Origin of the sequence: Gordonia sp. SL306 (assembly GCF_026625785.1) — a bacterium.
GTDB lineage: Bacteria > Actinomycetota > Actinomycetes > Mycobacteriales > Mycobacteriaceae > Gordonia.
Window position 1 is genome coordinate 5135946 of the sequence record NZ_CP113063.1, and the last position, 25271, is coordinate 5161216.

Below are 25271 nucleotides of genomic sequence, written 5' to 3' on the forward strand. Positions count from 1 at the left end.
CGACTCACAGACAGCGCCGTCGCAGCGCATCGAGAGCGTTCTCGGCGTCGGCGATCTCATCGACCATGCCGGATTCGCCGCGAAGGGGTTCGAGGGCGGCCAGCCAGTCCGGGATCCGTTGCGCGAGAACGGCGCGGTCAGGCGATGCCGCGGGGACCGAACTCAGGGTGGTCGCGAACTGCATGACGTGGTAGGGCCAATGGGTTCTGGTATTCCATTGCGACACAGCCAGATCGATCCCGCCCGGAGTATCGAGAGCGGAGCCCGGCATGACATACCCCCCGTACGCCTGCGCGACCCTGCCGGACGCATGATCCTCGGCCGACCAGTCGGCGATCTCGGCGATCGGCATCGTCTCACGCGTCCGCCGACGTTGTCGATCGGACGGTCGAGAACACGGTAGGACAACCCCCGATCGGAAATGCAGAATCCACCGAGCACCCAGCCGACGTGGCGGCCGTCTCCCAGGCGCCGGAAGGTCGTCTCACGCCAGACCTCACCGTCCGGGGTGATCACCGTCGGAGGGTTGCCCCACGCCCACGCGCCGTCACGGTAGCCCCATCCGATGTACGCGCTGCGGTTGCCGATGTCGGCCGGCCGAACAGCACGCAGGATCATTCCCGAGCCTGATTGGAACGCGGTGGATATCACGTAGACCCACCCGTCGTCCGGGTCGAAATCCCAGGTCCACGACTGCGCCAAGCCGTCGTGGAGATCTGCCGCGAACGTGGCGTCGGGGCCCATGTGTCCCCAGGTGACACCGTTGTCAGACGATCGCCAGATCTCCGTCCAGTGCACGGTGGGGAAACCTCGTACGACGATGGCGTGCAGGTAGAGATCATCTCCCACACGAAGCAGATCGCTCGGGATCACCGTGGAGAAGCCACCGCGATGCCACGGGGGAGAGTCGTGGATGTAGGGCCACAGCTGGCGGGCATAGGTCGGATCCGGTCCGCCGGCGCGTTCCCACACCACCCGGCCCTCGCGGTTCCGGTTTCCGATCAACACCACCGGCGAACGCCAGTCCGACGATCCGGCCCGCGCTTTGCGATACGTGTCACCGAAGACGGCGACGATGTCGCCGTTGGGAGCCTCCACCATCGCTCCGAGATCGGCAGCGCCCACACCGAACTGGGTGGACAGGCCCGGTCCGGTGAGGTTCCCGACCTTCATGCCCTCGTCTGGCCGACGGCCTCGTTTGAATCGCATCAGTGCTGCCTCGGTGTTTCATCACGGGTTCGGCTGGCATCTGGCCGCGAGCCTACGCCGCGCACCGCATGTCGTTCGAACAGTGATACCGGGGTTGACATACAACCAAATGGTTGTATGTTTGAGAAGTGACCGATACGGACGAGGACAGGGCAGACGCCCTGTTCCACGCGCTCTCCGATCGCACACGACGCGACATCATGCGTCGTGTGTTGACCGGCGAGCACTCGGTCTCGGTATTGGCGGCCGAGTACGACATGAGCTTTGCCGCCGTACAAAAGCATGTCGCCGTGCTCGAACGCGCCGGCCTGCTCACCAAACGTCGCCACGGCCGTGAGCAACTCGCGACCGGCGACGTCACCGCGGTGCGCGCGGTGGCGACCCTGCTCACCGAGCTCGAGGCGGTCTGGCGGGGCCGGATCGCACGCATCGACGAACTCATCGCAACGGAATCACCACAGGAGGACTGATCAATGCCTGTCACCAATGTCACCCACGACATCGACTCCCGCACGCTCACCATCACCGCCGAGTTCGCCGCACCGGCGGCACGCATCTGGCGGCTGTACGCCGACCCGCGCCAGCTCGAAAAGATCTGGGGCCCACCGACGTATCCTGCGACTGTTGTCGAGCACGACTTCACCCCGGGGGGTCGCGTCACGTATTACATGACGAGCCCCGAAGGCGAGAAGTTCGGCGGCTACTGGGTGCTCAAGACCATCGACGAACCGAACGGGTTCAGTTTCGAAGACGGCTTCGCCGACGACGACTTCAAGCCGATCGAGTCCATGCCGGTGTCGACGAACACCTATGCGTTCGAAGAACGGGACGGCCATACCGTCGCGACCTATGTCAGCGCATACGACACCGCCGAGGCGTTGGAGAAGGTCCTCGAGATGGGCATCGTCGAAGGCGCGTCCGGAGCGATCAATCAGATCGACGCCCTGCTCGCCGGATAGATTCTCGTCTCACCACGCAGAATGCATCTGTCGCGCCGTGCCGCGATGTCCGAGCCCTTGAACCGAGTAGTCGTTGTCCCGATGAGTTCGGCGCTGCGGATCGGTCTGCCTACTACAGACCGACAACCTTGAGGAGCTCACCATGACTGCGACCACTCGAGTGATCAGCGTTTCCGTCCCGGTTCAGGATCAGGACAAAGCGATCGAGTTCTACACCCAGACCCTGGGGTGCGATTTGGTCACCGACATGGAGCTGTGGCCGGGAGTACGACTTGTGGAGGTCCGTCCACCCCGTTCGAGCGTGTCGCTGCTCCTCCTTCCACCGGACAGCGAGATCCCGGTGGCCGTCCGGCTCGGTACGACCGATGCGGATGAGGCGCATGCCCGCCTCACCGCAGCGGGTGCCACTGTGCACAATGACGAGCCGCTTCGCTGGGAGGGTGTCCCGCCGATGTTCGCCTTTGCCGACGGTGACGGCAACACGCTCGTGTACCTCGAAGAGGGCGAGCTGACGGGCGCCTGACATCCGCGAATGTCAGTCGAGCAGCAGCACGATCTTTCCTCGGACGTGCCCCGCCTCGCCGAAGCGGTGTGCCTCGGCGATCTCCGTCAACGGGAACGTCTGTGCCACAGGGAGAGTGAAACGTCCGGAGTCGATCAGGTCGGCGATCCCGGCGAGCGCAAGAAGGGCGCGCCCGGAGTCGCCTCGGCTGAATCGCACGCCATGATCCTGTGCGCCGGCGAAATCGGCGAGGGTGACGACATGGTCTGCACCACCGGCGAGCTCGATGAGCTCGGGCAGGACACCGCTTCCGGCCACGTCGAGCGCGAGGTCGACACCTCCGGGCGACATCGCACGCACCCGCTCGACGAGTCCGTCGCCGTAGGCGAGCGGCTCAGCCCCCAACGACCGGAGGTACTCGTGATTCGCTGGACTCGCGGTCCCGATCACACGCGCGTCGCGGGCCACCGCGAGCTGGACCGCAGCACTCCCGACGCTGCCAGAGGCGCCGCTGATGAGCACCGTGCTACCGCTGCCGACACCGAGTTGGTCGAGCGAACGTGTGGCTGTCTCGACGGCGGCGGGCAGAGCTGCCGCCCGGCAAAATCGAGGGCTGCCGGGATGGGGGCGTAGTTCGACAACACGGCCAGTTCCGCTTGGCTTGCACCGTCATCGGAGAATCCGTACACGCGATCCCCGAGGGCCACGTCGTCGACGCCGTCACCGATCTCGTCGACGACACCCGCCGCCTCGTAGCCGATGGTCTGCGGCAGCTCCGGATCCATCTGACCGCTGCGCTTCTTCCGATCACTCGCGTTCACACCGACCGCACGCACCGCAATCCGAATCTGGCCCGGACCCGCGTGGGGGTCCGGAAGATCCGCGATCTCCAGGACCTCGGGACCGCCGAACCTGCTGAAACGTGCTGCCTTCATAGCTCGCTCCGATCTCGCCCCGGCCGTCGAACCACCCGTGACTCAACCGTACCGGCTCTCAACCAGGGGTCAGTCCGGAGACGGCGGCGAATATGACACCGAGCTCGTCGTGGGCGATCGCACCGATGTACCCATCCGGGCGGATCAGAAGCATGGTGTCCGAGGTGATCCCGTAGGTTGTCGCGAAATCACCGGCGACGTCCGCGAGGACCACTGTCGAGGCGTCGAGTTCGGCCTGTGCTGAATTGATGGCCACAGTGCGCAGTTGCGCACCGATATTCGGCCATTTGATCTGGCCGAGATGCTCGGCGGCGGTGGGCCCGTGACCCACCAATGTGAAGTGCGGGCCCGCGTAGAGCTCGAAGAGGCGCATCGGACCGCCACCGTCGGCTCTCAACAGCCGGGAGTCGGGGGCCCGGTCGCCGACCCGCAGTGTGTGGGTGGACTCTGCGTGCACCGGGGCCAGTGGCCCGCCCCGATACGTGATGCCCAGCTGGCGTTCGTCGTCGTCCCGCTTGAGTGCTGAGGGGTCGAGCTTGTTGAGCTTTTCGTAGTTCCTGGTCGACAGCCCGAGTACGTGCGCGGCGATCGGTTGTCGTTCGGCCTCATAGGTATCGAGCAGACTTGCCGGTGCCCCGGTCAGCACCTGGGACAGTTTCCAGCCGAGGTTGTACGCATCTTGGACACCGGTGTTGAGGCCTTGGGCCCCGGCCGGGGTGTGGACGTGGGCGGCGTCGCCGGCGAGAAACACGCGCCGGTCACGATAGCGCTGTGCGAGCCGGATATTGGGACGAAACACCGATTTCCAGAAGATCTCACCGAGCTGTATCCGACTGTTGCGGGTGCGGGTGCGGGTGCGGGTGCGGATGAGATCAGTGAGTGCGTCGTCGGCGAGATCGGCGGCGTCGTCGTCGCGGATGCGAATCATCCATTGGAACTCCTCGGAATTCGGCAATGGGCATGCGCCGGTGAATGTGCCTCCCAGAGCGGGCCAGATATGCCAGCGGTCGCGCCGCAGTCCGTGTGTCACGGCGTCGAAGATGATCATCCGGTCCGCGTCATCCGTGGTTCCCTCGAACGGGATCGACTGCGATTTCCGGACACTGCTACCGCCGCCGTCCGCACCCACCACGAACCGTGCGCGGGTCTCTGTGGTGCCGTCAGCGCCGGCGATGGTGGCCGTCACCGATTCATCGTTCTGGTCGATGCCTAAGAGTTCGGAGCGATATTCCACCGTGGTACCGAGGGTGACGAGTCGTGCATGAAGGGCGGCGACGGTGCTGTGCTGGGCAATGAGCCAGGTACTGGGGTAGGGCACGTCGGTGCTCGGGTCTTGAACGGGGACCATTCGCTTCGGAATGGTGAGTGGGCCGAGGTGGATTCCCATCGGTGGGTAGGTACTGCCTGCGGCTTCGATCACGTCGATGACGCCGAGGTCGGCGAACACCTCGAGGCTGCGCGGTTGAATCCCCTTGGCGCGCGAGCCTTCGAAGCCGCCGGGGGCGCGATCGATGATCCGGACTGTGTGGCCGCGGCGGACGATATCGATCGCGAGCGTGGTGCCGGTCGGCCCTGCTCCGACGATCAGGACGTCGACGGGTTCGTTGGAGGTCATCGGGATTCAGTGCTCCGAGAGTGAGGTGAGGAATGTGGTGAAGACGTCGGCGACGTCGGCGGGCCGCTCGTAGGAAGCCATATGTCCACAGTTCTCGATGACGTGGGTGCGTGCGGGCCCGAGTAGTGCCTCCACTTCGGGCAGTCGGCGGACCGGCGTGAGCATCCTCGGCGCCCCAGATCAGCAGAGTGGGGATACCCGACGGCTGCTGGTGACGATACAGGTCGTGCCGATTGACGAGGGGGTAGTCGGCGACTGTCGAGCAGAGGGAGTAAGGCCCCAGACGATGCAGGCAGAATCCGGAGCACCTCGAACGCCAAGGCGGCGCAGAAATTGACGACTGAATCCCTCACTGATGATCGAATACTGGCACATCCGACGTCGGCGCGGCCAGTGGCAGCAATGCCACCCGATCAACAACGAGCAGGCGCTCAAACCGCCACTGACGGCGCTGTGAAGCGATAGCGTTGGTCATCACGCATCATCTCTGTGAGGAGTGCAGATGTCCGCTGACTTCGCCGATCGCACCGACTTCGACAACGCCAACCGCGGCCTCGTCGCCACACTGGAACCCGCTCAGATCCACGCCGATGACGGTCGACTGGTGTACGACGCCGCGGGCTTCGCCTCGGCGACCACCGGGGAGTGTCCCGACACCGTGAACCCGAGCCTGTGGCGCCAGGCGCAACTGACCGCGATCCACGGCCTCTTCGAGGTCACTGCCGGCATCTACCAGATCCGCGGCTACGACCTGTCGAATATGACCCTCGTCGAGGGTGACACGGGTGTTGTCGTCATCGACCCGCTGGTGTCCGCCGAGTGTGCGTCGGCCGGTCTTGCCCTCTATCGCGAACATCGCGGTGACCGTCCGGTCGCCGCCGTCATCTACACGCATTCCCACATCGATCACTTCGGCGGTGTACTCGGCGTCGTCGATGCCGACACCGACGTGCCGATCGTGGCGCCCGAGCATTTTCTCGAGCATGCGGTCTCCGAGAATGTCTACGCCGGCGGAGCCATGCTGCGGCGCGGGATGTTTCACACCGGCATCGTGCTCCCGGTCGGCGCAACCGGCACGCTGGGCGCAGGTCTCGGATCGGGCACATCCACCGGGTCCGTCGGCCTCCTCGCCCCCACGCTCGACATCACGCACACCGGGCAGGAGGAAACGTTCGATGGCGTGCGCATGGTGTTTCAGGTGACCCCCGGCACCGAGGCCCCGTCGGAGATGAACTTCTACTTCCCTGATCACCGCGCGCTCTGCCTTGCGGAAAACGCGACACACAACCTTCACAACCTGCTCACGTTGCGGGGGGCAGAGGTGCGCGATGCCCGCAATTGGTCGCGGTACCTCGCCGAGGCCATCGAGATGTTCGCCTACGACTCGGACGTCGCGTTTGCCTCGCACCACTGGCCGACCTGGGGTACCGACGACCTGATCCGATACCTCACAGAACAGCGCGACCTCTACGCATACCTGCACGACCAGACGCTGCGCCAGCTGAACCAAGGCCTTGTCGGCACCGAGATCGCCGAGGACTTCCAGATGCCGCCGGCGCTGGACGCGGCGTGGCACACCCACGGGTATTACGGCTCGGTCAGCCACAATGTGAAGGCCATCTATCAGCGCTATCTCGGCTGGTACGACGGCAATCCGGCGCATCTGTGGCAACACCCGCCGGAGGCGTCGGGAGCCCGATATGTCCGCGCGATCGGAGGGGTCGACGCAGCTGTCGCGAAAGCGAAAGAGTTCGCCGACGAGGGCGATCTGCGCTTCGCCGCCGAACTCGCGAGTCACGCAGTTTTCGCCGAGCCAGGTCACGCGGGCGCGAAGGAGGTGCTCACGGACGCATTGACGCGGCTCGGCTACGGGTCCGAATGCGCGACATGGCGTAACAATTATCTCGTCGGGGCGAGTGAGGTCAATGGTCCACCCCATCCCGCGGAGGTCAGCTCGGCAGGGATGGCGACGGCACTCACCATCACTCAGGTCTTCGACAGCTTCGCCATCCGGATCGATGGACCGCGTGCCTGGGATGTGACGGCGACCATCCGCTGGCACTTCACCGACGTCGACGAGACCTACCGGATGGAGTTGTCCAACGGTGTCCTGGTCCACCATCCGACGCGCCGGTCCGATCCGGCAGACCTCGTGGTGACGCTGACAAAGCCACAGTTGCTCGGTCTCCTGGCCGGCGCCGGAACCGATGGAATCTCCATGGATGGCGACGCGACCGCGATCACGAGGATCGTCGAACTGACCGACGACGCCGACCCCGGCTTCGCGATCGTCACACCCTGATCACACCCGGTTTCGCCGATCGCCCCGTCTCACGCCGTCGGGGTGATCAAAGTCCCTTGTCGCCGAGCCACGTCAGTGCTGCGCTCGCGACCTCTTCCCAGCCGTCGTCGATCGTGAGTGAGTGCCCGCGACCTTCGAACTCCTGATACTCGGTGACCGATACGCCGCCGGAATACATCTCGAACACCTCGCGAGTGACCTTTGCCGGGACAGTGTGGTCATCGGAGCCAGAGGTCAACAGCAGCGGCCCCCGAACTGCATCATGGGTCTCCACAGCAGCCGGTGATGCACGGTGGAAGTTTGCGGTGGCGTCCTCGAACAGCGGGCGGCCCGGTCCCGGGATCGTCCACTTCTCGAACAGCTCGTCCGACGCCTCCTCGCTGAGGGTGTTCCCGAACCCGTAGTGAAACTGCTTGGCCGTCAACGACACGGCCTTCTTTCGGTTACCCGGATTCGACAACACCGGGAACGCCGCCTTCAACTGGGAGAAGGGGAGGGCCTTGACGCCCTTGATGGGCGCGGGATCGATCGCCACCGCCGCCGCGACCAGATCGTTGGCGAGCAACTCCTGCGCGATCAGCCCTCCGAACGAGTGCCCGATCGCGATCGGCTTGACGTCCGATGTCCCTATCAGGTCGGCATAGTGCTCACATATCTCTTGTATCCCAACGTCATTCATGCCGTCGGGGTTGGCGCGCGTCAGCTCCACCGTGTCGCCGTCGCCTGGCCATCCGGGGGCCGTGGCAGCGTAGCCATGCTTGCCGAAGTAATCGATCCAGGGGGCCCAGGCACTCGAGTGGATCCACAGGCCGTGGATGAACAGAATCGGGTTGCTCTTGTTCACGCTGGCGCTCATGAGTTCGGTCCGATCGTCGATGGGTTGGGCGAAGTGGTGAAGGGTCTTGTGGTCCGGTCGATCACAGCGTGGTGATCAACCCGCCGTCGATCGTGAAGTCGGCGCCGGTCACGTTCGCCGACCTGTCGCTCGCCAGGTACACGACGAGGTCGGCCACTTCTTGCGGCGTGGTGAAACGTCCCGTCACGGACTCTGCCGCCGCATGCTGCGCAACGTCGTCGGCCGATCCGCCTGCGGCGCGTGCGATCGACTCGGCCACCCCGCCTTTACCGAGCCACAGCGAGGTCGCGACGGGCCCCGGGCTGATCGTGTTCACCCGAATATTTTGCGCGCCGTACTCTTTCGACAGGGATTTGCAGAGGTTTGTCACCGCAGCCTTGACGGCGCTGTAGTCGACCACGCCGGGATCCGGCAGGAACGCGTTGACCGAACCGACCGTGACCACCGATCCACCACCGCGTCTGATCAGCTGCGGTATCGCAGCCCTGGTGGTTCGGACCGTTGCCATCACCCCGAGTGTCCAGGACGCCAGCCACTGTTCGTCTGTGACACTGATGAACCCATCGGGACGCGGTGTCACCGCGCCGGCATTGTTGACGAGGATGTCGACACCGCCCAGCTCTTCGGCGCGGTTGATCAGCTCGATCGGCCCCTCTGGCGTCGACAGATCGACCGCCGCATAGGTGACGAGGCCCGCGTCCTCCAGTGTCGCCAGTTCGGGGCCCCGGCTTCGTGAACCGGCGACGACGTGAACTCCCTCGTCGGTCAACGCGGTTGTCACTTCCAGTCCAATGCCCTTGCTCGCTCCGGTGACAACTGCGAGCCTTCCAGCAAGACCGAGGTCCATCCCATATCCGCCCGTCGAAGGTGGTTGTTCGGTGGGCCACCCGGGTATCGCGGCGACCAGGCATAGAGCGGTCGGTCGGGTGCTCAATCCGCCCTGGCGCGACTACATATTGGGGACTTTAGCCTGCTTCCGGGCACGAGGAGCACCAACTCGAGAGATCGCCTTCATCGGGCCGAAAGCAGCGGCATCTCGCACTCTCGCAGACGATTACGCAGAGTTCGTTTCGCGAGGCGAAAGACGAATGCGCCCCATCCGCGTCAGATGCGGATGGGGCGCAGACTGAGATCGACCGCTACTGAGGCGGCACCACGGTGCCGTTGACGGTGACCTCCACCTGATCGGTTGATTCGGTCCAAGTGATCTTGCCATGTTCGAACGTCGACGTCTTGACGCCATCCGCGTCGGTTTCGTCGCTGGTGGCGACGCCGAGTGGTCCTTGCGAGCCGCCCTTGCCATCCGGCGCAGGCTTGCCCGTCTCGTCGCGCGTGACGTTCCACGCATCGCGAATCTTGCCCCATGTGATGTACGCAGGTGTACCGGCGTCAGCGTTCTTGGCGGTGATGACCCCGCCGTCGAACTGCTGGAACACCACACCGTTGTCCCCGGTGCCCGAGGCATCCGCGCCGGTCTTCGGAGCGCCGAGGTCGGTCTTCTGCTTCTCCGTGGCCGTCTGATACTTCGCCGCGATCGGGCCGGACAGCGTCACCTTGGTGCCGTCGGCAGCTGTCAGTTCGACGGAACCGTTCGCACCGGAGGCCTCGCCGGATGCCTCGGCGGAGCCCGATGCCCCCGACTCCGAACCCATCACCGCCGACGACGCCGACGACGCCGACGAGTCGCTGCTGCTGTCGTCGCTACAACCTGCGACGCCCAGCGCCGCGATGGAGGCAGCCGCGGCGACCGCGACGACCCGTCGAATGGTTTGCTTCATGATTTCCCTTTCGGTTTCTCAGAGCACTTACCTGTGGGTCGACGCACGACGCGCACCCGGAAGGACCGTAACCAGAAAATTCATCTACGGCAAATATGTGGTTTGCCAGAGAGAATCAATCACCCGGAACGGGTTGCCGGATCAAGCGGTGTGGTTGAGCAGCCGGTTGCCGGCCCCTCGGCTGCGGCGAAGCTCCGAATCCTCTTGCTGCACACACCGGTTTCGAACGTGACTCGCTATCCGCCACCAGGCGGGTGGAAATCGTAGGCGGACTCAGCATGCTGGCCGTCGTCGATTCCGTCGATCTCGTGCTCGCGGTCGGCCCGCAGCCCGATCGTGTATCTGAGGGCCAGCGCGATGACACACGTGACCGCAGCGGCGTACGCGAGTACGGCGACCACCGCGACGGCCTGCCGCCACAGTTGATCGACACCGCCACCGTAGAAGAGTCCGTCGACACCGGCCGGCGCCGAATGCGAGGCGACGAGCCCGATCATCAGCATGCCGACGACGCCGCTGACGAAATGCACGCCGACCACGTCGAGCGAGTCGTCATACCGCCAGCGGAACTTCAATTCGATCGCGTACGAACTGACCGCACCCGCCACCGCCCCGACTGCCAGCGCGCCCAGGGGAGTCACCGCCGAACAGGAGGGTGTGATCGCGACGAGGCCCGCGATCACACCCGATGCCGCACCGAAGGATGTCGGACGGCCGTGGCGTACCTGCTCGACGACGAGCCACGCAACCATCGATGCGGCGCCGGCCCCCAGCGTGTTGACCGCGATCATCGCGGCCGAACCGTTCGCCTCCAACGCCGAACCCGCATTGAAGCCGAACCATCCGAACCACAGGAGACCGGCACCGAGCATGACGAACGGGAGGTTGTGCGGTCGCATCGGATCCTTGGGCCAGCCGCGGCGGCGCCCCAGGAACAGTGCCAGGATCAGCGCCGAAGCACCCGAATTGATCTCGACCGCCGTCCCACCGGCGAAGTCGATCGCCTTGAGGTGGGAGACGATCCAGCCGCCGCTCCCTTCGGTCAGGCCGGGCGCGCTGAACACCCAATGGGCAATCGGGATGTAGACGACCAATGACCAGACCGCAGCGAAGATCACCCACGAGACGAAACGCATACGGTCGGCGACGGCACCCGCGATCAGCGCGACCGTCACCATCGCGAAGCCGGCCTGGAATGCGACGAAGAGGATTGCCGGGATCGTCCCGACGAGGGGTATACCCGTCGGGTGCGCGGGATCGTGGCCGTACGTGTGATGGAGGCCGGGGAAGGAGCCGAAGCTACCGATCAGCCCGGCGTGATCGTCGCCGAACGCGAGTGAGTAGCCCACCACGACCCAGATGATCCAGACGATCGGGATCGCCGACAGGCACATCATCATCATGTTCAGGACGCTCTTGGACCTGACCATGCCGCCGTAGAACAAGGCGAGGGCAGGGGTCATGAGCAGTACGAGCGCGAACGCCGTGAGCATCCATGCCGTGTTGGCGCTGTCGGGGACACCGTACTTCGGGAACATGGCTGCCTTCCGTCGCGTGCGAGCGTCGCGAGTCTATCGGCTCGATGACGTTGCGCGGCAGTTGGTTAGACCGGCACGAACCCGACAATCGGTACATAACGGGCGCAAACGCATTCCGGCCGCACCTCCTGAATCCGGCTTCGAGCCGAAATTGCGGCCAGAACGCGGAACTGCGGCCAGAAGAGCCGGCCGCTCAAACGTGCGATCCGCGGTCACTCGAATCCCGACACCGAGATCGTCTGCCACAGTGAATGGTCACCGCCGGCGGGCACCTCGACCACATCTGGTCCCGCGTTGGCGGCCTCCACGCAGATGAACTCCCGCCAATGGGGCCCGACGTCGGCCATGCCCGACGCGACTTCCTCACCTGGATTCCACACCACGGCGGTCTGCCCGCCCCGCACCGACACCTCGATCGTTCGTCGGAGACCCGGATCGACGAGTCGGTAGTGGCCCGGGGCGCCAGGGTATACCCGGTCGCTGCGTGGGTCATCGTGCGGGAGAGCCCAATCGCCGCGCTGAGGGTGGGATCGCAAGTCATCGAACTTGTCCAGGTAGGTCAGTCCGTCGAGACCTTCGACACGGACACGTCCGACGTCGGACACACGGAAGTAGTTGTGGAACGCCTCGGTCATCGCGACCGTCGCGTCACCTGGGTTGTGGGTGTGCAGTCCCTGCTCCAACGTGACACCGACACGAACCGTCATGCGCAGCGTCAGGGGGAGGTGCCCCAGACCCTCGGGTTCCAGTTCGAGTTCTGTACCGCCGGATTCGGTCGTGTGTCCGGCGACGATCGACCACCGCGCGGTGCGCGCGTAGCCGTGCGAGGGCACGTCACCGGTCTGCCCTTCACGCGCGAAATACGGCCAACACACCGGTGTTCCACCGCGAATAGGCGTCGGCGGGGGAGCGACGAGCGGGGACACCCAGACCACGTCATCGGCCGTGCCTGCCGGGACGAACGACAGCACCTGACCGCCGAACACCGAGATGGCAGCCGTGGCATGCGGGGTGGCAACGAGGATCGCATCGAGCCCATGGACCGAGCCGAGTCGCACGCCGTCGAGATCATCTGCTGCCGTCACGAATCCCAGCATGGCACAGCATCGCGTGCCCAGCGCCTATGTTCGCGTTCGCGCGGTGTGGGCACCGCCTAATGCTGTTCGTCGCTCCCATCGGCGTCGGATCGGTCGTCGTCGGGGTCCTGGTGTTCGGGCGTCCTGCCGGTGGCAGGATTGTCGAAACTCACGTCGATCTCCTGGAATCCCTTGCTGCGCTGGGCCTGCGCTTGCGCCGAGTAGGCCGCCTCGTCTCCGGGCATGAGGACCACGTTGTCGGTGAACGGGGTCAGCAGCGACCTCGGATAGAGGCGGTCGACCCGCACTGCATTGAACTCGAGGCAGATCACCACCATCACCGCGGCCAGATAGAGGAATGCGAGCAGACCGAGCACGACTGCGAAAACGCCGTTGGTGGCACTGGCATTGGCGATGACGCGCTGGACGAAGACACTGCCGAACGTCTGCAACACCTGCCACCCGACAGCAGCGGCCAGCGCTCCCGGGAACACGTCCCGGATACTCACCGGGCGAGCGGTGCCGAACCGGAACCCGACGACGAACACGGCGGTGTAGAGGATCAACGACCCGAGCATCGCGAGCACTCGACCGTCGCCTCCGAGGTCGATGGCGGCGGTGACGCCGTTGAGCACCGTCAGGCCGATGACCGCCAAGCCCACCGTCGACAGCAGCATCGAGCCCTTGATCCGTACGCGGATCGGATTCGGCCGCTCGTTGCGTGGGACGGCCCATACGATGTTCATCGCGTTCTGAATCGCCACGGAGACGCCGAGGGCGCCGTATATCGCGCTCACCACGCCGATGGTCACCGCGGTCGAACTGCCGCTCAATTGTCCTGATTCGCCCAACTGCTCGCCCACGACCGGGATCTGCGAGAGTGCCGAGTCGACGATCCGTTCCTGGAGGTCCGGGTTGTCCTCGAGCAAGAAACCGAGCACCGAGGTGAGTACCAGCAGCAGCGGAAACAGCGAGATGAATCCGTAGTAGGTGATGAGCGCGGCAAGATAGCCGCCCTGGTCGTCGAAGAATTTGTAGGCGACGGCCAACGGAAAACCGGACTTCGGGTACCTGCGCTGGAAATTGTCGATGCGGTCTGACAACGACACCCGCGCCACCTTTCCGTCGAACCCAACGCGTTCACCGCCGCAGCCGTCTGACAGGCGCCGGCAATCGGGGGCCGTGGCGGCGCCGAGTCTACGGGGTTTGCCTCGCTGAACGCGCAGTACACGCCGGTGGCAGCGATGCCGACAACTCAGTGGGGCAATGACGCCCGGCGATCATGTCACCCCGGTGACACAGGTGCGGTCCAGACGCCCACCAGCAAGTCGACGAGGCCGAGGGCGAGCTCGTCCCAGGTGGTTCGAGCTGTGGGGGTTCCGGCGGCGCGTGCACGTTCGAAGTCCGCGCACATCCCGACGGTGAGGAAGAAGGCACACTCCGCGCGCTCGGCACGCAGCTGCGGTGGCAGAAACGGCAGCGTCTCCACCAGTCCCTGGTAAGTGAGCAGATTGGTCGGAGACGACACCAGCGATTCGTCGAGCAGGATGCTGCGCAGTTCGGGGTCAGCGATGAGTTGGGCACAGAATCTGGCGAAGTAGGACGTCGCCCCGAGCTCGTCGAATCCGCCGGTGAAGGGGAGCACCTGACATTCGATCCACTGGCGGATACCTGCACGGCGATCCATTCGATCGACCATTGCCTCGCGCTCGACCTCGATGCGCAGGTTGAACCTCTCGACCAAGGCGCGAACCAGATCGAGTCGGCTGTCGAAGTAATAGCCGACCACCGCCGGATTGCCCTGGCCGGCCGCGTCGGCTATCTGCCGGTTCGACACTGCATATATTCCACGCTCGGCAAACAGCCGTTCTGCTGTGTCCAGGAGCAGTTCCGTCGTTGCCCGGGCCTTGCGACCGCGCGTCGTCGTTTGCCCCTCGGCGTTACCGCCGACCTCGACCGTGTCCGTCATACATCTACGTTCCCACGCGAATCGCCCGGCGAGTCCCCAGAACCTCGAAAAGCCCCGGGAGCGGTCGTCGCGCCCGGGCCGACGAGTGGCACGGGCCGGATCCGGTGGGTGCGCCTGAGCCTCGCGCGGACAGACGCTGTCTACCGTTGTCACATGACTGAACCGCATGGATGGTCCGCGGAGTTCACGGCCAGGGCCGCGCGCCGGACGGCCGCGCCCGAGCCCGACTGGACGCATGCATCCCGATTACACCCCGCGGTGGTGCGGAGCGTGCAGAAGTTTCAGGTCGGAGAAAGCGGCGACGGCGCCCACCTGATCGCCAACGCGGCGACCGTGGGCGATCGCGATTACGAAACCGCCATACGACTGTTTGTCGCCGAGGAACAGAACCACGCACGAATGCTTGCCGGGATACTTCGGTCCGCCGGAGCCCCGACGAAGAGGGCGCATTGGTCGGATACCGTGTTCGTTCACCTTCGCCGACTCTTGGGCTTGAAGCTCGAGCTGATGGTACTAGCAATCGCCGAGATCGTTGCGCTGCGTTACTACCGTGCGCTGGCCGACGGTGGAAACGATGAGCTGCTGACAGATGTGTCCGAGCGGATCCTCGACGACGAGCGACACCACGTCCCGTTCCAGTGCCGTCGGCTCAACGTGGCCTTCGACGGAATGCGGGCGCCGGCCAGGATTCTTGTCAAACACGCATGGCGCACACTCGCCCTGGGCGTCGTGGTGGTGGTGGCAGTGGACCACGGTTCTGCACTTCGCGCGTGCGGAGTCACCCGGCGAACCTTTGTCGTCGACACGATGCAGCTGTTCGACGACGCCGCCGCGTCCGTCTTCGACGGCGTCCCGATGAGGGTCTAGAGCTACGACGAATCCAACGCCTTCAGTCATCCACGCTCGATGACACCGATTCGGGTAGTCGATTACTCACGACGCCGACGTTCCGCCAGGTCAGCCTTGACTTGCGTCGCGCATCAGCGTGGCGCCGACGAAAGGCAGGACCATGAACAAGTACCAGGTCGTCTCAGGTGACACGTTGTCGGCGATCGCCCGGCGCTTCTATGGCGACGGGCGACTGTTCCGCGTGATCAGCGCGATCAACAAGATCAAGAATCCCGATCAGATCTCGATCGGTCAGACGTTGGAGATCCCGTACGTCACATTCCGCCACCAAGTCTCCGCCGGAGAGACCAAACGCATTCTGGCCCAGCGCTTCTACCACGACGAGTCGATGAGCCAGGTCTTCGAGATCCCGAACGGCGCGGCGCAGCGAGACCTGATCCTCGGCGAGTGGCTGGTGATCCCCGACCTCGCCGACGTCGGGCACCACACGGTGGTCTTGGGGGAGACGTGGGAAAGGCTGGCCGAGCGATGGTACGGCGACGCCCACCTGTGGACGATGCTCGCCATCGCCAATCACCAGGTGAACGGAGAACCCCAGCACGGTCAGGTCGTCATCCGGCCTCGCCTGAATCGTCGCCACACCGTGGTCGTCGGGGACACTCTGTGGCGGATCGTTGAGCACAATTACGGTGAAGGGGGAGACGAGCGAACACGCACCTTGATCGAGATGGTGGCAGCCACCAATTTCCTCGCCAACGCAGATCTCATCAATGTTGTTCAGCGCCTGTGGCTTCCGTCCTTCGACTAGTCGCGCGCGATGCCCCACGCCATCGGCCGGTACCTCTGGGCACCTCCGCGGAGTAGAGTCCGTGAAACAAGCCCGTCCTTGTCTGTCGCCCGAGGGGGACGGTTCAGTCGAGGAGGCAGCCATGTCGACCACCGACCGCGGGACAGCGACCGCATTCGCCGATGTGACGGAATACGTGTCCGGCCCTTACGCACCGGTCGCCGACGAGATCACTGCATTCGATCTTCCTGTCGACGGGGAGTTGCCTGCCGAGCTGAACGGACGGTACGTCCGCAACGGGCCCAACCCCACCGACATCAGATCCCTCGATCTGCGCGCACACCATTGGTTCGTCGGGGACGGCATGGTGCACGGAATCCGGCTGCGCGACGGCAAGGCGGACTGGTATCGCAATCGTCTCGTCGGGTCGGCGAAGATCTCCGCCGCTCGGAGCCTTCCGGATATCTCCGGCCCCAATTGGAGCGGGAACCAGGTTGGGCCGAACACGAATGTGGCCGGGTTCGCCGGTACCACCTGGGCAGTGATGGAAGCCGGTAGCTGCCCGGTCGAACTCGACTACGAGTTGGAGACCTTGGGCCGCAACGACTTCTACGGAACTCTTCCGGGTGCGTTCACCGCCCACCCGAAGCGGGATCCGAACACCGGAGAGCTGCATGCGATGGTCTACGCGTGGGCGCAGTGGATGGATCACGTCCAGTACGTCGTCGTGGGCGCCGATGGCAGAGTGCGTCACACGCTCGACATCCCGCTACCGGGCATGACCATGCTCCACGACATGTCCCTGACCCCCAACTGGGCGATCGTCTACGACCAGCCCTGCACGGTTGACATCGACATCGCCATGACCGGGCGGTTCCCCTTCCGGTGGAATCCCGACTACGGCAACCGGATCGGTCTGCTGCCGCGCATCGGTGATGGCGGTACTGGTGCCGCCGCAGCAGATATCGTCTGGATCGACGTCCCGCTCGGCTATGTCTTTCACCCCATGAACGCGTTCGAGCGCGCCGACGGCACCGTGGTGATCGACGTCTGCAACTACCAGAAGATGTTCGCAGCAGATGTTTTCGGCCCGTTCGGGGATGGACTCAGCCGGCTGGAGCGCTGGGAGGTCAATCCGCGACGACGCTCCTGTTCGGTAACCGTGATCGACGAGACACCCAATGAATTTCCGGTGCACCGGGGATCGGTGGGCCTCCAGGAGCACCGGTACGGCTACTGCTCGGCACCGACACTGGACCGTTCGCAGGGCTGGCCCACGCTCAAACACGACCTCCTGACCGGCGAACGGCGCGTATTCGACCACGGGCCCGGCCGAGCCGCCGGCGAGCCTGCCTTCGTGGGGCGCCCCGGTGGCAACGACGAGGACGACGGTTGGCTCATCACGTTCGTCCACGACATCGAGGCGGCGACGGCCGAGTTCGTCGTCATGGACGCACAAGAGTTCGACCGCCGTGGGTATGTCGCACGAGTGGCAATGCCACAACGCATTCCGTTCGGATTCCACGGCAATTGGATCAGCGACGAATCGGTCCCGCCGCCGGTGTGAGGTGCTCCGACGCCGTCTCAGTCCGGGTCGGCGTAGTGAGCGTCTCGACGCTCCATGCCGGCAGCGACCGCCTCGAGTTGGTTGGCCGAACCCATGAGTCCGACCTGCAGCTCGCTCTCGAGCATCAGTGCGGTTGCCGTGTCCGCCCCGCTCCACGTCTCGTCGTAGAGTCGTTTGGCCGCGCGTACCGCATGCGGCGATTTGCGGGCGATCTCGTGGGCCAGCTCGAGTGCCGCGGCCAGGGGGTCGTCGACGACGCGGGTCACGAGCCCCAAGGTGCCGGCCTCGGTACCCGAGATGATGCGGCCGGTGAAGGTGAGCTCCTTCGCGACATCGGCAGCGACCAGACGGGGGAGCGTCTGCGTGATGCCCATGTCCGGCACCAGCCCCCATTTGACCTCCATGATCGACAGCCGGGCATCTGGTGTCGCATAACGGATGTCGGCGCCGAGGGCTATCTGTAATCCGCCACCGAAGCAGTTGCCGGTGATCGCAGCGATGACGGGCGCGTGAACTCGCGCCCAGTCGGTCGAGACGCGCTGTGCATGGTTGGCCAGATGACCTGCCTCCCGGGTCAGCAACGACACTGATCCGCCGCCCTGGCCGAGCGCCGAGATGTCCAATCCGGAGCAGAAGCTCTTGCCCGCACCGTGAAGGACCACGGCGCGGACTCGACGATCAACTGCCAGTGTTTCGGTCGTCTCCAGGATCGCATCGAACATCGCGGGATCCAGTGCGTTGTGCTTCTCGCCACGATCCAAGGTCACTGTTGCGACGCCGTCATCGCTGACGTCGACGCGAACCCGGTGTTCGCCCATCGCCGATCTCCTCGTGTTGATTCCGTCAAGCCGTGTCGCACGTGTCTCGTCGCGTGCTCGGCCATTCTATGGATTGCGGCAGTCGAGCCGTCTGCAAATGCGTGATCAGGCATGACAGGACCGCGGCAACGTTCTCGCCGTTCCGTCGGCCGCGCCTGGGTTCTGCCTGGTCATCAGGTTCCCCCGACCACGACAGCCCGCGACAGCCGGGCGTCAGCGCGTGGCAGAACCACGACAGCGACGGTCCCTAGCGTTGGCATCAATTCCGCTATCCCCGCCCGGGAAGGAGATCCCGATGACCACCACCACACGGACCGCGCCGTCGACACCATCGCGCACCTACACCTCACTCGCTGCAGCGTGGATTCCGCTCGCCGCCCTCTGTCTGGCCTTCTTCGTCGAGATGGTCGACAACACACTGCTGTCGATTGCGTTGCCGACGATCGGGCGCGACCTGGGCGGTAGCACCACTGCGCTGCAGTGGGTGACCGGTGCATACTCACTGACCTTCGGTGGCCTACTACTGACTGCAGGGTCGATCGCCGACCGATTCGGACGTCGGCGGGTGCTATTGGTCGGGCTCGCCGCATTCGGAATACTGAGCCTTCTCGTCGTGGCCGTGTCCACCACCGGCGAACTCATTGCGCTGCGCGCCGCACTCGGTATCGCCGCCGCGGCGATGGCCCCGATCACCAACTCACTCGTGTTCCGTCTCTTCGACGACGAGAAGCTACGGATGCGTGCGATGACGGTGATGATCGTCGTGGGTATGGCCGGCTTCGTCCTCGGTCCGCTACTCGGTGGCACAGCGCTGGCACACGTGCGGTGGGAGTGGCTTCTGGTCGTGAATGCCCCGATCGCATTGATTGCCGCGATCGGCGTTCGATTGGGCGTGGCCGCCGACCGACCCGACGGCCTCACCAAGGATGCGCTCGACCTTCCCGGCGCGCTCCTCAGCATCACCACGATCGGGCTCGCGTGCTGGTCGATGACCAGCGGCGTCGAGCATGGCTGGCTGTCTCCGCTCACCATCGGCTCCGTCGTCGGCGCCGCCATCGCCGGCGCGGTGTTCGTGTGGCACGAGCTGCGGACCGCATCGCCGATGCTGGACGTGCGACTGTTCACCAACGGCACTGTCCGCGGTGCCACCATTGCTCAGGCCGGCACTGCGATCGCGATGGCCGCCACCATGTTCGGACTCATCTTGCACTTCCAGTACGCCTACGGCTGGAGCCCGGTCAAGGCCGGCCTGGCGAACCTACCGATCATCATCACGATGCTCGTCGCGTCACCGCTCTCGGAGTGGCTCGCCGCACGTTTCGGTCATCGCATAGCCTGCCTGATCGGCGCGCTCTGCCTCGCCGGCTCGATGGGCGGCCTCGCCTGGGGCGTCGAACACGGCTACGCCGCAATCGCGGCCTCGATGGTCGTGATGACCATCGGTCTGCGCACCGTGATGACCATCTGCGCCGTTGCGCTGGTCAACGCGATGCCGGCCAACCGCACGTCGATCGGCACCGCTCTCAACGACACAGCGCAGGAAGTCGGTACCAGCCTGGGCACCGCCGTCGTCGGCACTCTCATCGCCGCTCTGGTGACCACCCAACTACCCGCCGGCATCTGGAGCAGTGATCTCGTCGAGTCCTTCTTCCACGGCGAACGGATCACCTACGCCATCTTGGCCATCGTCGTGGGGCTGATCACCGGGGTTGGCGCTCTCACGCTGACCAATTCGCGTGCCACCGAAGAATGACGCTGCGACGAGGACACGACATCGAGAGCCTCAAGACACGAGTTCAGCGCCCGGCCCGCAGGATGCGGCTCGCTCGCAATGCATGCGGCGGGTCGCTCTCGAATTCCGCTGACCCGTCGAGATAGCTGTCGATGAGCTCGGCGGCGGAATGGTCCTCGATGTCGGTGAAGCCAAGGGCACGCAGGTGGGCGGTGATGTCGGTGAAGCCAAGGGCACGCAGGTGGGCGGTGATGTCGGCGGGGGTGAAGTAGCTGAACCAGGGCTCGCCGGCCGCGGCCACGCGATTCGCACGGTCCTGCAACTGCGCTCGATCCTCGTCGGTGTCGGCCGGCTGCAGGTAGTCGAAGATGACTTCGGTCGGCGGGGTCTGACCGGCGATGTAGTCGAGGGTGGCGTGCACGGCATCCGAGGTCAGATAGAACACGACGCCCAGCCACACGAACACGGCCGGATCAGTTCTGCTGAATCCGGCGGACTCCAATTCTGTTGACAAGAGATCGTTTTCGAAGTCGACGGGGATGAAGGCCAGGGTCTGGGGAGCCTCGATTCCGGCCGCGACGAGGCGATCACGTTTCCACGCTTGGGTTGCGGGATGGTCGACCTCGAAGATGCGCACGCCCGGGTGCGGGTTGCGATAGGCGAACGTGTCGAGACCTGCGCCCAGGATCACGACCTGCCGCACGCCCGCTGCGGCGGCCGCGCCCACGTGGTCTTCCGCAAATCGAGTACGCGCAGCAAAGAACAGGCGACGCGGTCGAAAGGTGGCGCCGCTTCCGGGACGATCCTCGGTGGGCTCGGCAAGATCGGACAGTTCGTCGGCGGTCACACCGACGAGGCGCGCTACGAGTGGATCGGTGAGGATTGGTGGCCGGTCCGCGATTTGGTGGTACGCGCGAGCGTAGGCGGTCGCGAGCGCCGTCCGGCTGGGCTGCACGTCATCCATGGTCACGAACCTACTCACGACCGTCGACTGCAGCCGGCCACCGCGCGTCGAGATTGTCCTGCACTCTCAGATCCTCGTGCCCGTGCCCGTGCCGATCTCAGCTCGGCGACGTCGAGACCTTCTCCAGGAACTCGACCGCGACGTTGTGCTGGGGTTCCCCGCAGTTGGGGCATTCAGCGCCGCCACCCGGAATGTTGAGCCAGTATCCGGTGGCACCGGCGGTTTTCGCGGCGTTGTAGACCTCGATCATGTCGTCGGCGGTGACCTGCCGGCCGTTCGGATTCGTACTCACCCCGACCAGCACCGGTGCGCCGTCCGGATTGGCGGCGTGAGCGGCCGCCACGGCTGCCGTGACGAACGAGGTCGCATACTCGGTCGCCTCCGTACGCTGCGCCTGGATCTCGAAACCGTCGGCGATCGCGGCGCCGGGTGTGACCAACCGGTCGATGAACGCCCGGTAGAGCGCATCCCCCGACAACCCGGGTGCGAGCACGTTCATCAAACTGACGGCGGGCGCGAAGATCACGCCCTTGCCGTACCGATGGGCCACATCCTCGGCACGACGCAGCGCGCCGATCGGGTCGCGCTGCTCCGATTTCGGCGTCAACGACCACGCCTCCAGATCCAGCAGCAGCCAATGCATGGAATCGGGGACCTGCCCGGTGTTCAGCGCCGTCGCCAGGTCGGTCGCGCTGCGAAAGTTGAAGGTCGGGGTGGCGTCCGGAAGATGGCTATTGGCATGGACCTTCCGCATCAGCATCAACGTCGACGGAGTGTCCAGATTGTCGAGCTCCGACTTGGGCAGCCCGGCTTCCACCAGGCCGGGTACCGACCCGGAGACCACGATCCAACGCGGGGAGGGCACGGACGGCGCCGACGGGGCGGCGTCCGCGCACGCCCAGACCGCGTTCGCCGCAAGGACCAGCACGAGCGCAGCCACCAGCAAACGCCGCCTTCGTGCCACCACAGACTCCCAACAATGCCCGGCGAAATGTCTGACCAGACGGTCACGACGCCCACATCGGTAGTGCCAGTGACCTTACCGGCCGTACACAGGCTTGGAAGCGCTATCGTTACATCCCGTTTGTGAAACGCAGGCGATCTACGAATCAGCCTGATGGACAATCTCGTTCGACTCGGACATGCGATGAGACGAGGAGGACAGGCGACGTCACGCGACCAGTCACCTTCACTCGACGGGATCGGGGGGTACGTTGCGCGCAGCCGCAGGTCTACGTACTCACCGTAGGTGGCTCGTCGTCAGGGTCAGCGTCTCGTTGCTCTTCTGCCCGGCGTTGTTCGCGCGCAGCTTGACGTTGCTGTTCGGCCCGATCGCGTAGTCGTTGCAGAAACTCGCGATCGGCGTCGGGGTCTTCGGGGATGTAGCGTCCGGGCCGGTTGTACTCGGGAAACTCACCGGCCGCACCGGGACGGTCACGACGGGGGAGGTCGTCAGCCGTGGGGCGGCCGAGGGCGAGCCACAACAACGCACCGACCAGGGGCACGATCACAACCAGCAATGCCCATGCCAGCTTCGGCATACCGCGCACCATCACGCTGTCAGTGCTGAGGATGTCGACCAGCGCGATCACGAGAATGACCACGTAGATCAGTCCGAGATAGGGCATCCGCTCTCACCTCCGGGGCGCGACGTCGTGACTGCGGTCCAATCGAACCGCTCGTCCTGACCTTCCTGCGCCTGCGTCGTCATTCGACGAACACCCCCGCAGGGGCTACCGACACCGTTCACGCACACCGTTCCTCCGCCGAGGCTTCAGCGCGCGCACGCCCGTCAGCCACCATCACCGTCTCCCCACCGAGATCGCCCGCGCGCTCCAGCGCGTTACCGAGCGTTGCCTGGCACTCTCAGATGTGGGTGTCCCATGACCGCGGGGGCCATAACGCCTCGCCTGTCAGCGAGTCGGTGCCCAGTTCGCGGGATACGCCCGATAGGTACCGAATGGCAGTCGGGCGTCGTACACCATTTTTCCGGAGGGTGTGAATTCGGAAATATGTGGCGCCATTCCCCACCCGACGAGAGTGTTCCCGTTCGGGATCGGCTGCGCGTCTCCCATCGCGAAGGCCACCAGGTTGCCGGGGTGGGTCTGGTTGCGTACCAGGGTGGCCTGGTGGGTCGCGTGGTTGAGGTGGATCCACTGCACACTCGACAGGCCGTCGGTCTCGAAACCGCTCGAGTTGTTGTTGAACAGCCGAATGGTGTTCGGGCCTGCGAATTCGGCGTCGTGCTGAAAGGCGAACTGCACTCCGCGCCCGAGATTGAAGGTCGAGCGCTTACCGCCGAGGCGCCACTTGATCGCGCCGCTCGCGATGTCGACGTCGTAGACCGTGGAAGTGTCCCGCATCGAGATCACCAGGTCCCCTTCGGGATCGAGGGCGATCGAGTTGATGTGGTAGGGGTCGTAGGTGTCGTTGCCGGGCAGTTTGTCGGTGGCGGTGGAGTCGGTCAACGGCACATGCTGCGCAGCGCTCCAGCGCATGAGCACGCGTTTGGTGGCGACATCGACGACCGAGGCGACGGCGTCGTACATCTTGCCGTTCTTCGGGCCACCGATCGCGGTGAGATCGGCGTCGACCTCGTGGTAGGAGGTGACCAGCGCCCGGCCATCGGGGGTAAGCCGGAACTCGTGCACATCGGTGGGAGCGCCACCGGCATCGAGCTTTTCGATCACCCGGCCGTGCTCGTCGGCGATGTAGTCGGCGCCCGAGCCATGTCCGCCGACGGTCTCGCCCTGCCACCAGGTCAGCACCCGCTTACCACGGTAGGTCTGAGTGCGGAAGTTGGAGACGTCCTGACCGGCAGGCGGGTCGTAGCGCCAGACCTCACGCCCAGCTTTGTCGACGACGATGTTGGCCGACGCGGCAGCCGGAATTCCCGAGACCGCTTTGCTGACACCGGGCACGAGCGCGGCTGCGCTGATGCCGCTGCTGTAGTAGATGTAGCCGGGCGTGGCGCCCGCGTTCACATCAACGGTGTACTTCGGCGCTCCGATGGGCAGAGTGGGCAGCGGTGTTGCCGTCGCGCTTCCGGCAAGCTGCGCGACGCCGACGCCGATCGACAGGGCCATCGTGGCGGCAGCGGTGCGACGGAGTCGTCGGAAGATCCGGGCCATGGTCGTTCCTCACTGGGTTGATGCGGGTGCGTCGCATATTCGCCTCCCTGAGAGGGCCGGCGCTGGTCGTCGCACCATAAGAGTGATACCACCCGCGGCTGAGAGGCCGTCGTCACACGTGGCCGGCGGAGTCGCTCGGCGAACACGGGGGACTTTCGGCCCTATGGGGTGGTTGCGGTTCGTGCGTAACGTGGTGATCGCCGAACGGATGGTCCACCTCCCCCCGGGTGAGCCATCCCGAGGACGCACCGCCTTCGTTGATCTCTTCGCGCATGCGAAGAGATCCGGGGGCGGCGCCTACCTCACAGAAGTGCGGCGACCGTCTTCGCCGTCTCCTTGGCCGACCCCGGGTTCTGTCCGGTCACCAGATTTCCGTCGACGACCGCATAGGAGACAAACGGCAGCTTGGCCTTCTGAAACGATGTCGCCACGTTCGAAGATCTCTCGGGTGATCCGTTGCAGGCCTACACTGTTGGGGGAGTCGTACATGACGGCGTGCCCACCGGTGAAGAAGATGGCGTCGTAGTCGGCGGAGTTGATCTCATCAGGGGAGGACGTGCTCTCCAACAAGAATCCGTGGTCCTCGAACACGTGCCAGGCGTGGGTGAGCTTGGACAACCACAATCCGGTCCGGTGGGAAGGATCCACGACCGCACTTCGTCGACTCGCACAAGTGTGCGAATA

25 protein-coding genes and 2 pseudogenes are annotated in these 25271 nt (G+C 65.0%); 8 read left to right on the top strand and 19 right to left on the bottom strand.

The features are described 5' to 3' along the window. Window positions 1–4: 4 nt before the first annotated feature. Together OVA31_RS24725 and OVA31_RS23515 are read right to left on the bottom strand one after the other, a co-directional pair. Window positions 5–184 carry a hypothetical protein gene (locus OVA31_RS24725; RefSeq protein WP_324290150.1) on the bottom strand — a complete coding sequence of 60 codons (180 nt, stop codon included), beginning with the start codon at window positions 182–184 and terminating at the stop codon, window positions 5–7. Beyond that, window positions 163–1209 carry a DUF4185 domain-containing protein gene (locus tag OVA31_RS23515; RefSeq protein WP_324290151.1) on the bottom strand — a complete coding sequence of 349 codons (1047 nt, stop codon included), beginning with the start codon at window positions 1207–1209 and terminating at the stop codon, window positions 163–165. Before OVA31_RS23515 ends, OVA31_RS24725 begins: the two co-directional genes overlap by 22 nt. 128 nt (window positions 1210–1337) lie before the next feature. On the opposite strand from OVA31_RS23515, the gene OVA31_RS23520 reads away from it, so the two are divergent. From OVA31_RS23520 to OVA31_RS23530, 3 genes are all read left to right on the top strand, one after another. Continuing rightward, window positions 1338–1679, top strand: coding sequence for an ArsR/SmtB family transcription factor (locus tag OVA31_RS23520; RefSeq protein ID WP_267628940.1), 342 nt, complete (start codon window positions 1338–1340; stop codon window positions 1677–1679). A gap of 3 nt (window positions 1680–1682) precedes the next feature. Next, on the top strand, window positions 1683–2168 hold the full coding sequence (locus OVA31_RS23525; protein ID WP_267628941.1) for an SRPBCC family protein: 486 nt from the start codon (window positions 1683–1685) through the stop codon (window positions 2166–2168). Window positions 2169–2310: 142 nt separating this feature from the next. Then, window positions 2311–2691, top strand: coding sequence for a VOC family protein (locus tag OVA31_RS23530; RefSeq protein ID WP_267628942.1), 381 nt, complete (start codon window positions 2311–2313; stop codon window positions 2689–2691). A 12-nt stretch (window positions 2692–2703) separates the two neighbouring features. Here the strand turns inward: OVA31_RS23530 and OVA31_RS24800 are convergent. From OVA31_RS24800 to OVA31_RS23555, 4 genes and pseudogenes are all read right to left on the bottom strand, one after another. Then, a pseudogene (locus OVA31_RS24800) lies at window positions 2704–3605 on the bottom strand (NADP-dependent oxidoreductase). A 58-nt stretch (window positions 3606–3663) separates the two neighbouring features. Further along, the gene (locus OVA31_RS23545; protein WP_267628944.1) at window positions 3664–5220 is read right to left on the bottom strand and encodes an FAD-dependent monooxygenase; all 1557 of its coding nucleotides are present in this window, start codon (window positions 5218–5220) and stop codon (window positions 3664–3666) included. A 6-nt stretch (window positions 5221–5226) separates the two neighbouring features. Beyond that, the gene (locus OVA31_RS23550) at window positions 5227–5385 is read right to left on the bottom strand and encodes an alpha/beta fold hydrolase (protein WP_267628945.1); all 159 of its coding nucleotides are present in this window, start codon (window positions 5383–5385) and stop codon (window positions 5227–5229) included. A gap of 184 nt (window positions 5386–5569) precedes the next feature. Continuing rightward, window positions 5570–5695 (bottom strand): hypothetical protein, encoded by a 126-nt coding sequence (locus OVA31_RS23555; protein WP_267628946.1) that lies wholly within the window; start codon window positions 5693–5695, stop codon window positions 5570–5572. 27 nt (window positions 5696–5722) lie between these two features. Here OVA31_RS23555 and OVA31_RS23560 point away from each other — a divergent pair, with 27 nt between their 5' ends. Then, window positions 5723–7522 carry an alkyl/aryl-sulfatase gene (locus OVA31_RS23560; RefSeq protein ID WP_267628947.1) on the top strand — a complete coding sequence of 600 codons (1800 nt, stop codon included), beginning with the start codon at window positions 5723–5725 and terminating at the stop codon, window positions 7520–7522. A gap of 46 nt (window positions 7523–7568) precedes the next feature. On the opposite strand, the gene OVA31_RS23565 is transcribed toward OVA31_RS23560, so the two are convergent. The 7 genes from OVA31_RS23565 to OVA31_RS23595 all read right to left on the bottom strand — a co-directional run bounded on the left by OVA31_RS23565 (window position 7569) and on the right by OVA31_RS23595 (window position 14739). Further along, window positions 7569–8378, bottom strand: a complete 810-nt coding sequence (locus OVA31_RS23565; protein ID WP_267628948.1) for an alpha/beta hydrolase — start codon at window positions 8376–8378, stop codon at window positions 7569–7571. Window positions 8379–8439: 61 nt separating this feature from the next. Further along, a complete protein-coding gene (locus OVA31_RS23570; RefSeq protein ID WP_267628949.1) occupies window positions 8440–9225 on the bottom strand; it encodes an SDR family NAD(P)-dependent oxidoreductase in 786 nt (261 codons plus the stop codon). A gap of 292 nt (window positions 9226–9517) precedes the next feature. Further along, complete coding sequence (locus OVA31_RS23575) at window positions 9518–10156, bottom strand: LGFP repeat-containing protein (protein WP_267628950.1); 639 nt, start codon at window positions 10154–10156, stop codon at window positions 9518–9520. Between the two features lie 236 nt (window positions 10157–10392). Then, entirely contained in the window at window positions 10393–11694 is a 1302-nt protein-coding gene (locus OVA31_RS23580) for an ammonium transporter (protein ID WP_267628951.1), read from the bottom strand. A gap of 212 nt (window positions 11695–11906) precedes the next feature. Continuing rightward, window positions 11907–12779 carry a D-hexose-6-phosphate mutarotase gene (locus OVA31_RS23585; protein ID WP_267628952.1) on the bottom strand — a complete coding sequence of 291 codons (873 nt, stop codon included), beginning with the start codon at window positions 12777–12779 and terminating at the stop codon, window positions 11907–11909. 68 nt (window positions 12780–12847) lie between these two features. Then, on the bottom strand, window positions 12848–13879 hold the full coding sequence (locus tag OVA31_RS23590) for a YihY/virulence factor BrkB family protein (protein WP_267628953.1): 1032 nt from the start codon (window positions 13877–13879) through the stop codon (window positions 12848–12850). 176 nt (window positions 13880–14055) lie between these two features. Beyond that, window positions 14056–14739: a TetR/AcrR family transcriptional regulator gene (locus OVA31_RS23595; protein WP_267628954.1), complete on the bottom strand. Its 684-nt coding sequence runs from the start codon at window positions 14737–14739 to the stop codon at window positions 14056–14058. Window positions 14740–14892: 153 nt separating this feature from the next. Here OVA31_RS23595 and OVA31_RS23600 point away from each other — a divergent pair, with 153 nt between their 5' ends. The 3 genes from OVA31_RS23600 to OVA31_RS23610 all read left to right on the top strand — a co-directional run bounded on the left by OVA31_RS23600 (window position 14893) and on the right by OVA31_RS23610 (window position 17942). Next, a complete protein-coding gene (locus tag OVA31_RS23600; protein ID WP_267628955.1) occupies window positions 14893–15606 on the top strand; it encodes a ferritin-like domain-containing protein in 714 nt (237 codons plus the stop codon). A 142-nt stretch (window positions 15607–15748) separates the two neighbouring features. Then, complete coding sequence (locus OVA31_RS23605) at window positions 15749–16396, top strand: LysM peptidoglycan-binding domain-containing protein (RefSeq protein ID WP_267628956.1); 648 nt, start codon at window positions 15749–15751, stop codon at window positions 16394–16396. Between the two features lie 121 nt (window positions 16397–16517). Then, window positions 16518–17942, top strand: a complete 1425-nt coding sequence (locus tag OVA31_RS23610; RefSeq protein WP_267628957.1) for a carotenoid oxygenase family protein — start codon at window positions 16518–16520, stop codon at window positions 17940–17942. A 17-nt stretch (window positions 17943–17959) separates the two neighbouring features. Here the strand turns inward: OVA31_RS23610 and OVA31_RS23615 are convergent, their stop codons facing one another. Next, on the bottom strand, window positions 17960–18760 hold the full coding sequence (locus OVA31_RS23615; protein ID WP_267628958.1) for a crotonase/enoyl-CoA hydratase family protein: 801 nt from the start codon (window positions 18758–18760) through the stop codon (window positions 17960–17962). A 295-nt stretch (window positions 18761–19055) separates the two neighbouring features. Here OVA31_RS23615 and OVA31_RS23620 point away from each other — a divergent pair, with 295 nt between their 5' ends. Beyond that, entirely contained in the window at window positions 19056–20513 is a 1458-nt protein-coding gene (locus OVA31_RS23620) for an MFS transporter (protein WP_267628959.1), read from the top strand. A 43-nt stretch (window positions 20514–20556) separates the two neighbouring features. Here OVA31_RS23620 and OVA31_RS23625 read toward each other — a convergent pair whose 3' ends face one another. From OVA31_RS23625 to OVA31_RS23645, 5 genes and pseudogenes are all read right to left on the bottom strand, one after another. After that, a complete protein-coding gene (locus OVA31_RS23625; RefSeq protein WP_267628960.1) occupies window positions 20557–21456 on the bottom strand; it encodes a class I SAM-dependent methyltransferase in 900 nt (299 codons plus the stop codon). Between the two features lie 97 nt (window positions 21457–21553). Beyond that, entirely contained in the window at window positions 21554–22420 is an 867-nt protein-coding gene (locus OVA31_RS23630) for a hypothetical protein (RefSeq protein WP_267628961.1), read from the bottom strand. A 268-nt stretch (window positions 22421–22688) separates the two neighbouring features. Continuing rightward, window positions 22689–23084 carry a PLD nuclease N-terminal domain-containing protein gene (locus tag OVA31_RS23635; protein ID WP_267628962.1) on the bottom strand — a complete coding sequence of 132 codons (396 nt, stop codon included), beginning with the start codon at window positions 23082–23084 and terminating at the stop codon, window positions 22689–22691. A gap of 285 nt (window positions 23085–23369) precedes the next feature. Then, window positions 23370–24587 (bottom strand): arylsulfotransferase family protein, encoded by a 1218-nt coding sequence (locus OVA31_RS23640; protein WP_267628963.1) that lies wholly within the window; start codon window positions 24585–24587, stop codon window positions 23370–23372. 302 nt (window positions 24588–24889) lie between these two features. Continuing rightward, a pseudogene (locus OVA31_RS23645) lies at window positions 24890–25235 on the bottom strand (hypothetical protein). Between the last annotated feature and the right edge of the window lie 36 nt (window positions 25236–25271).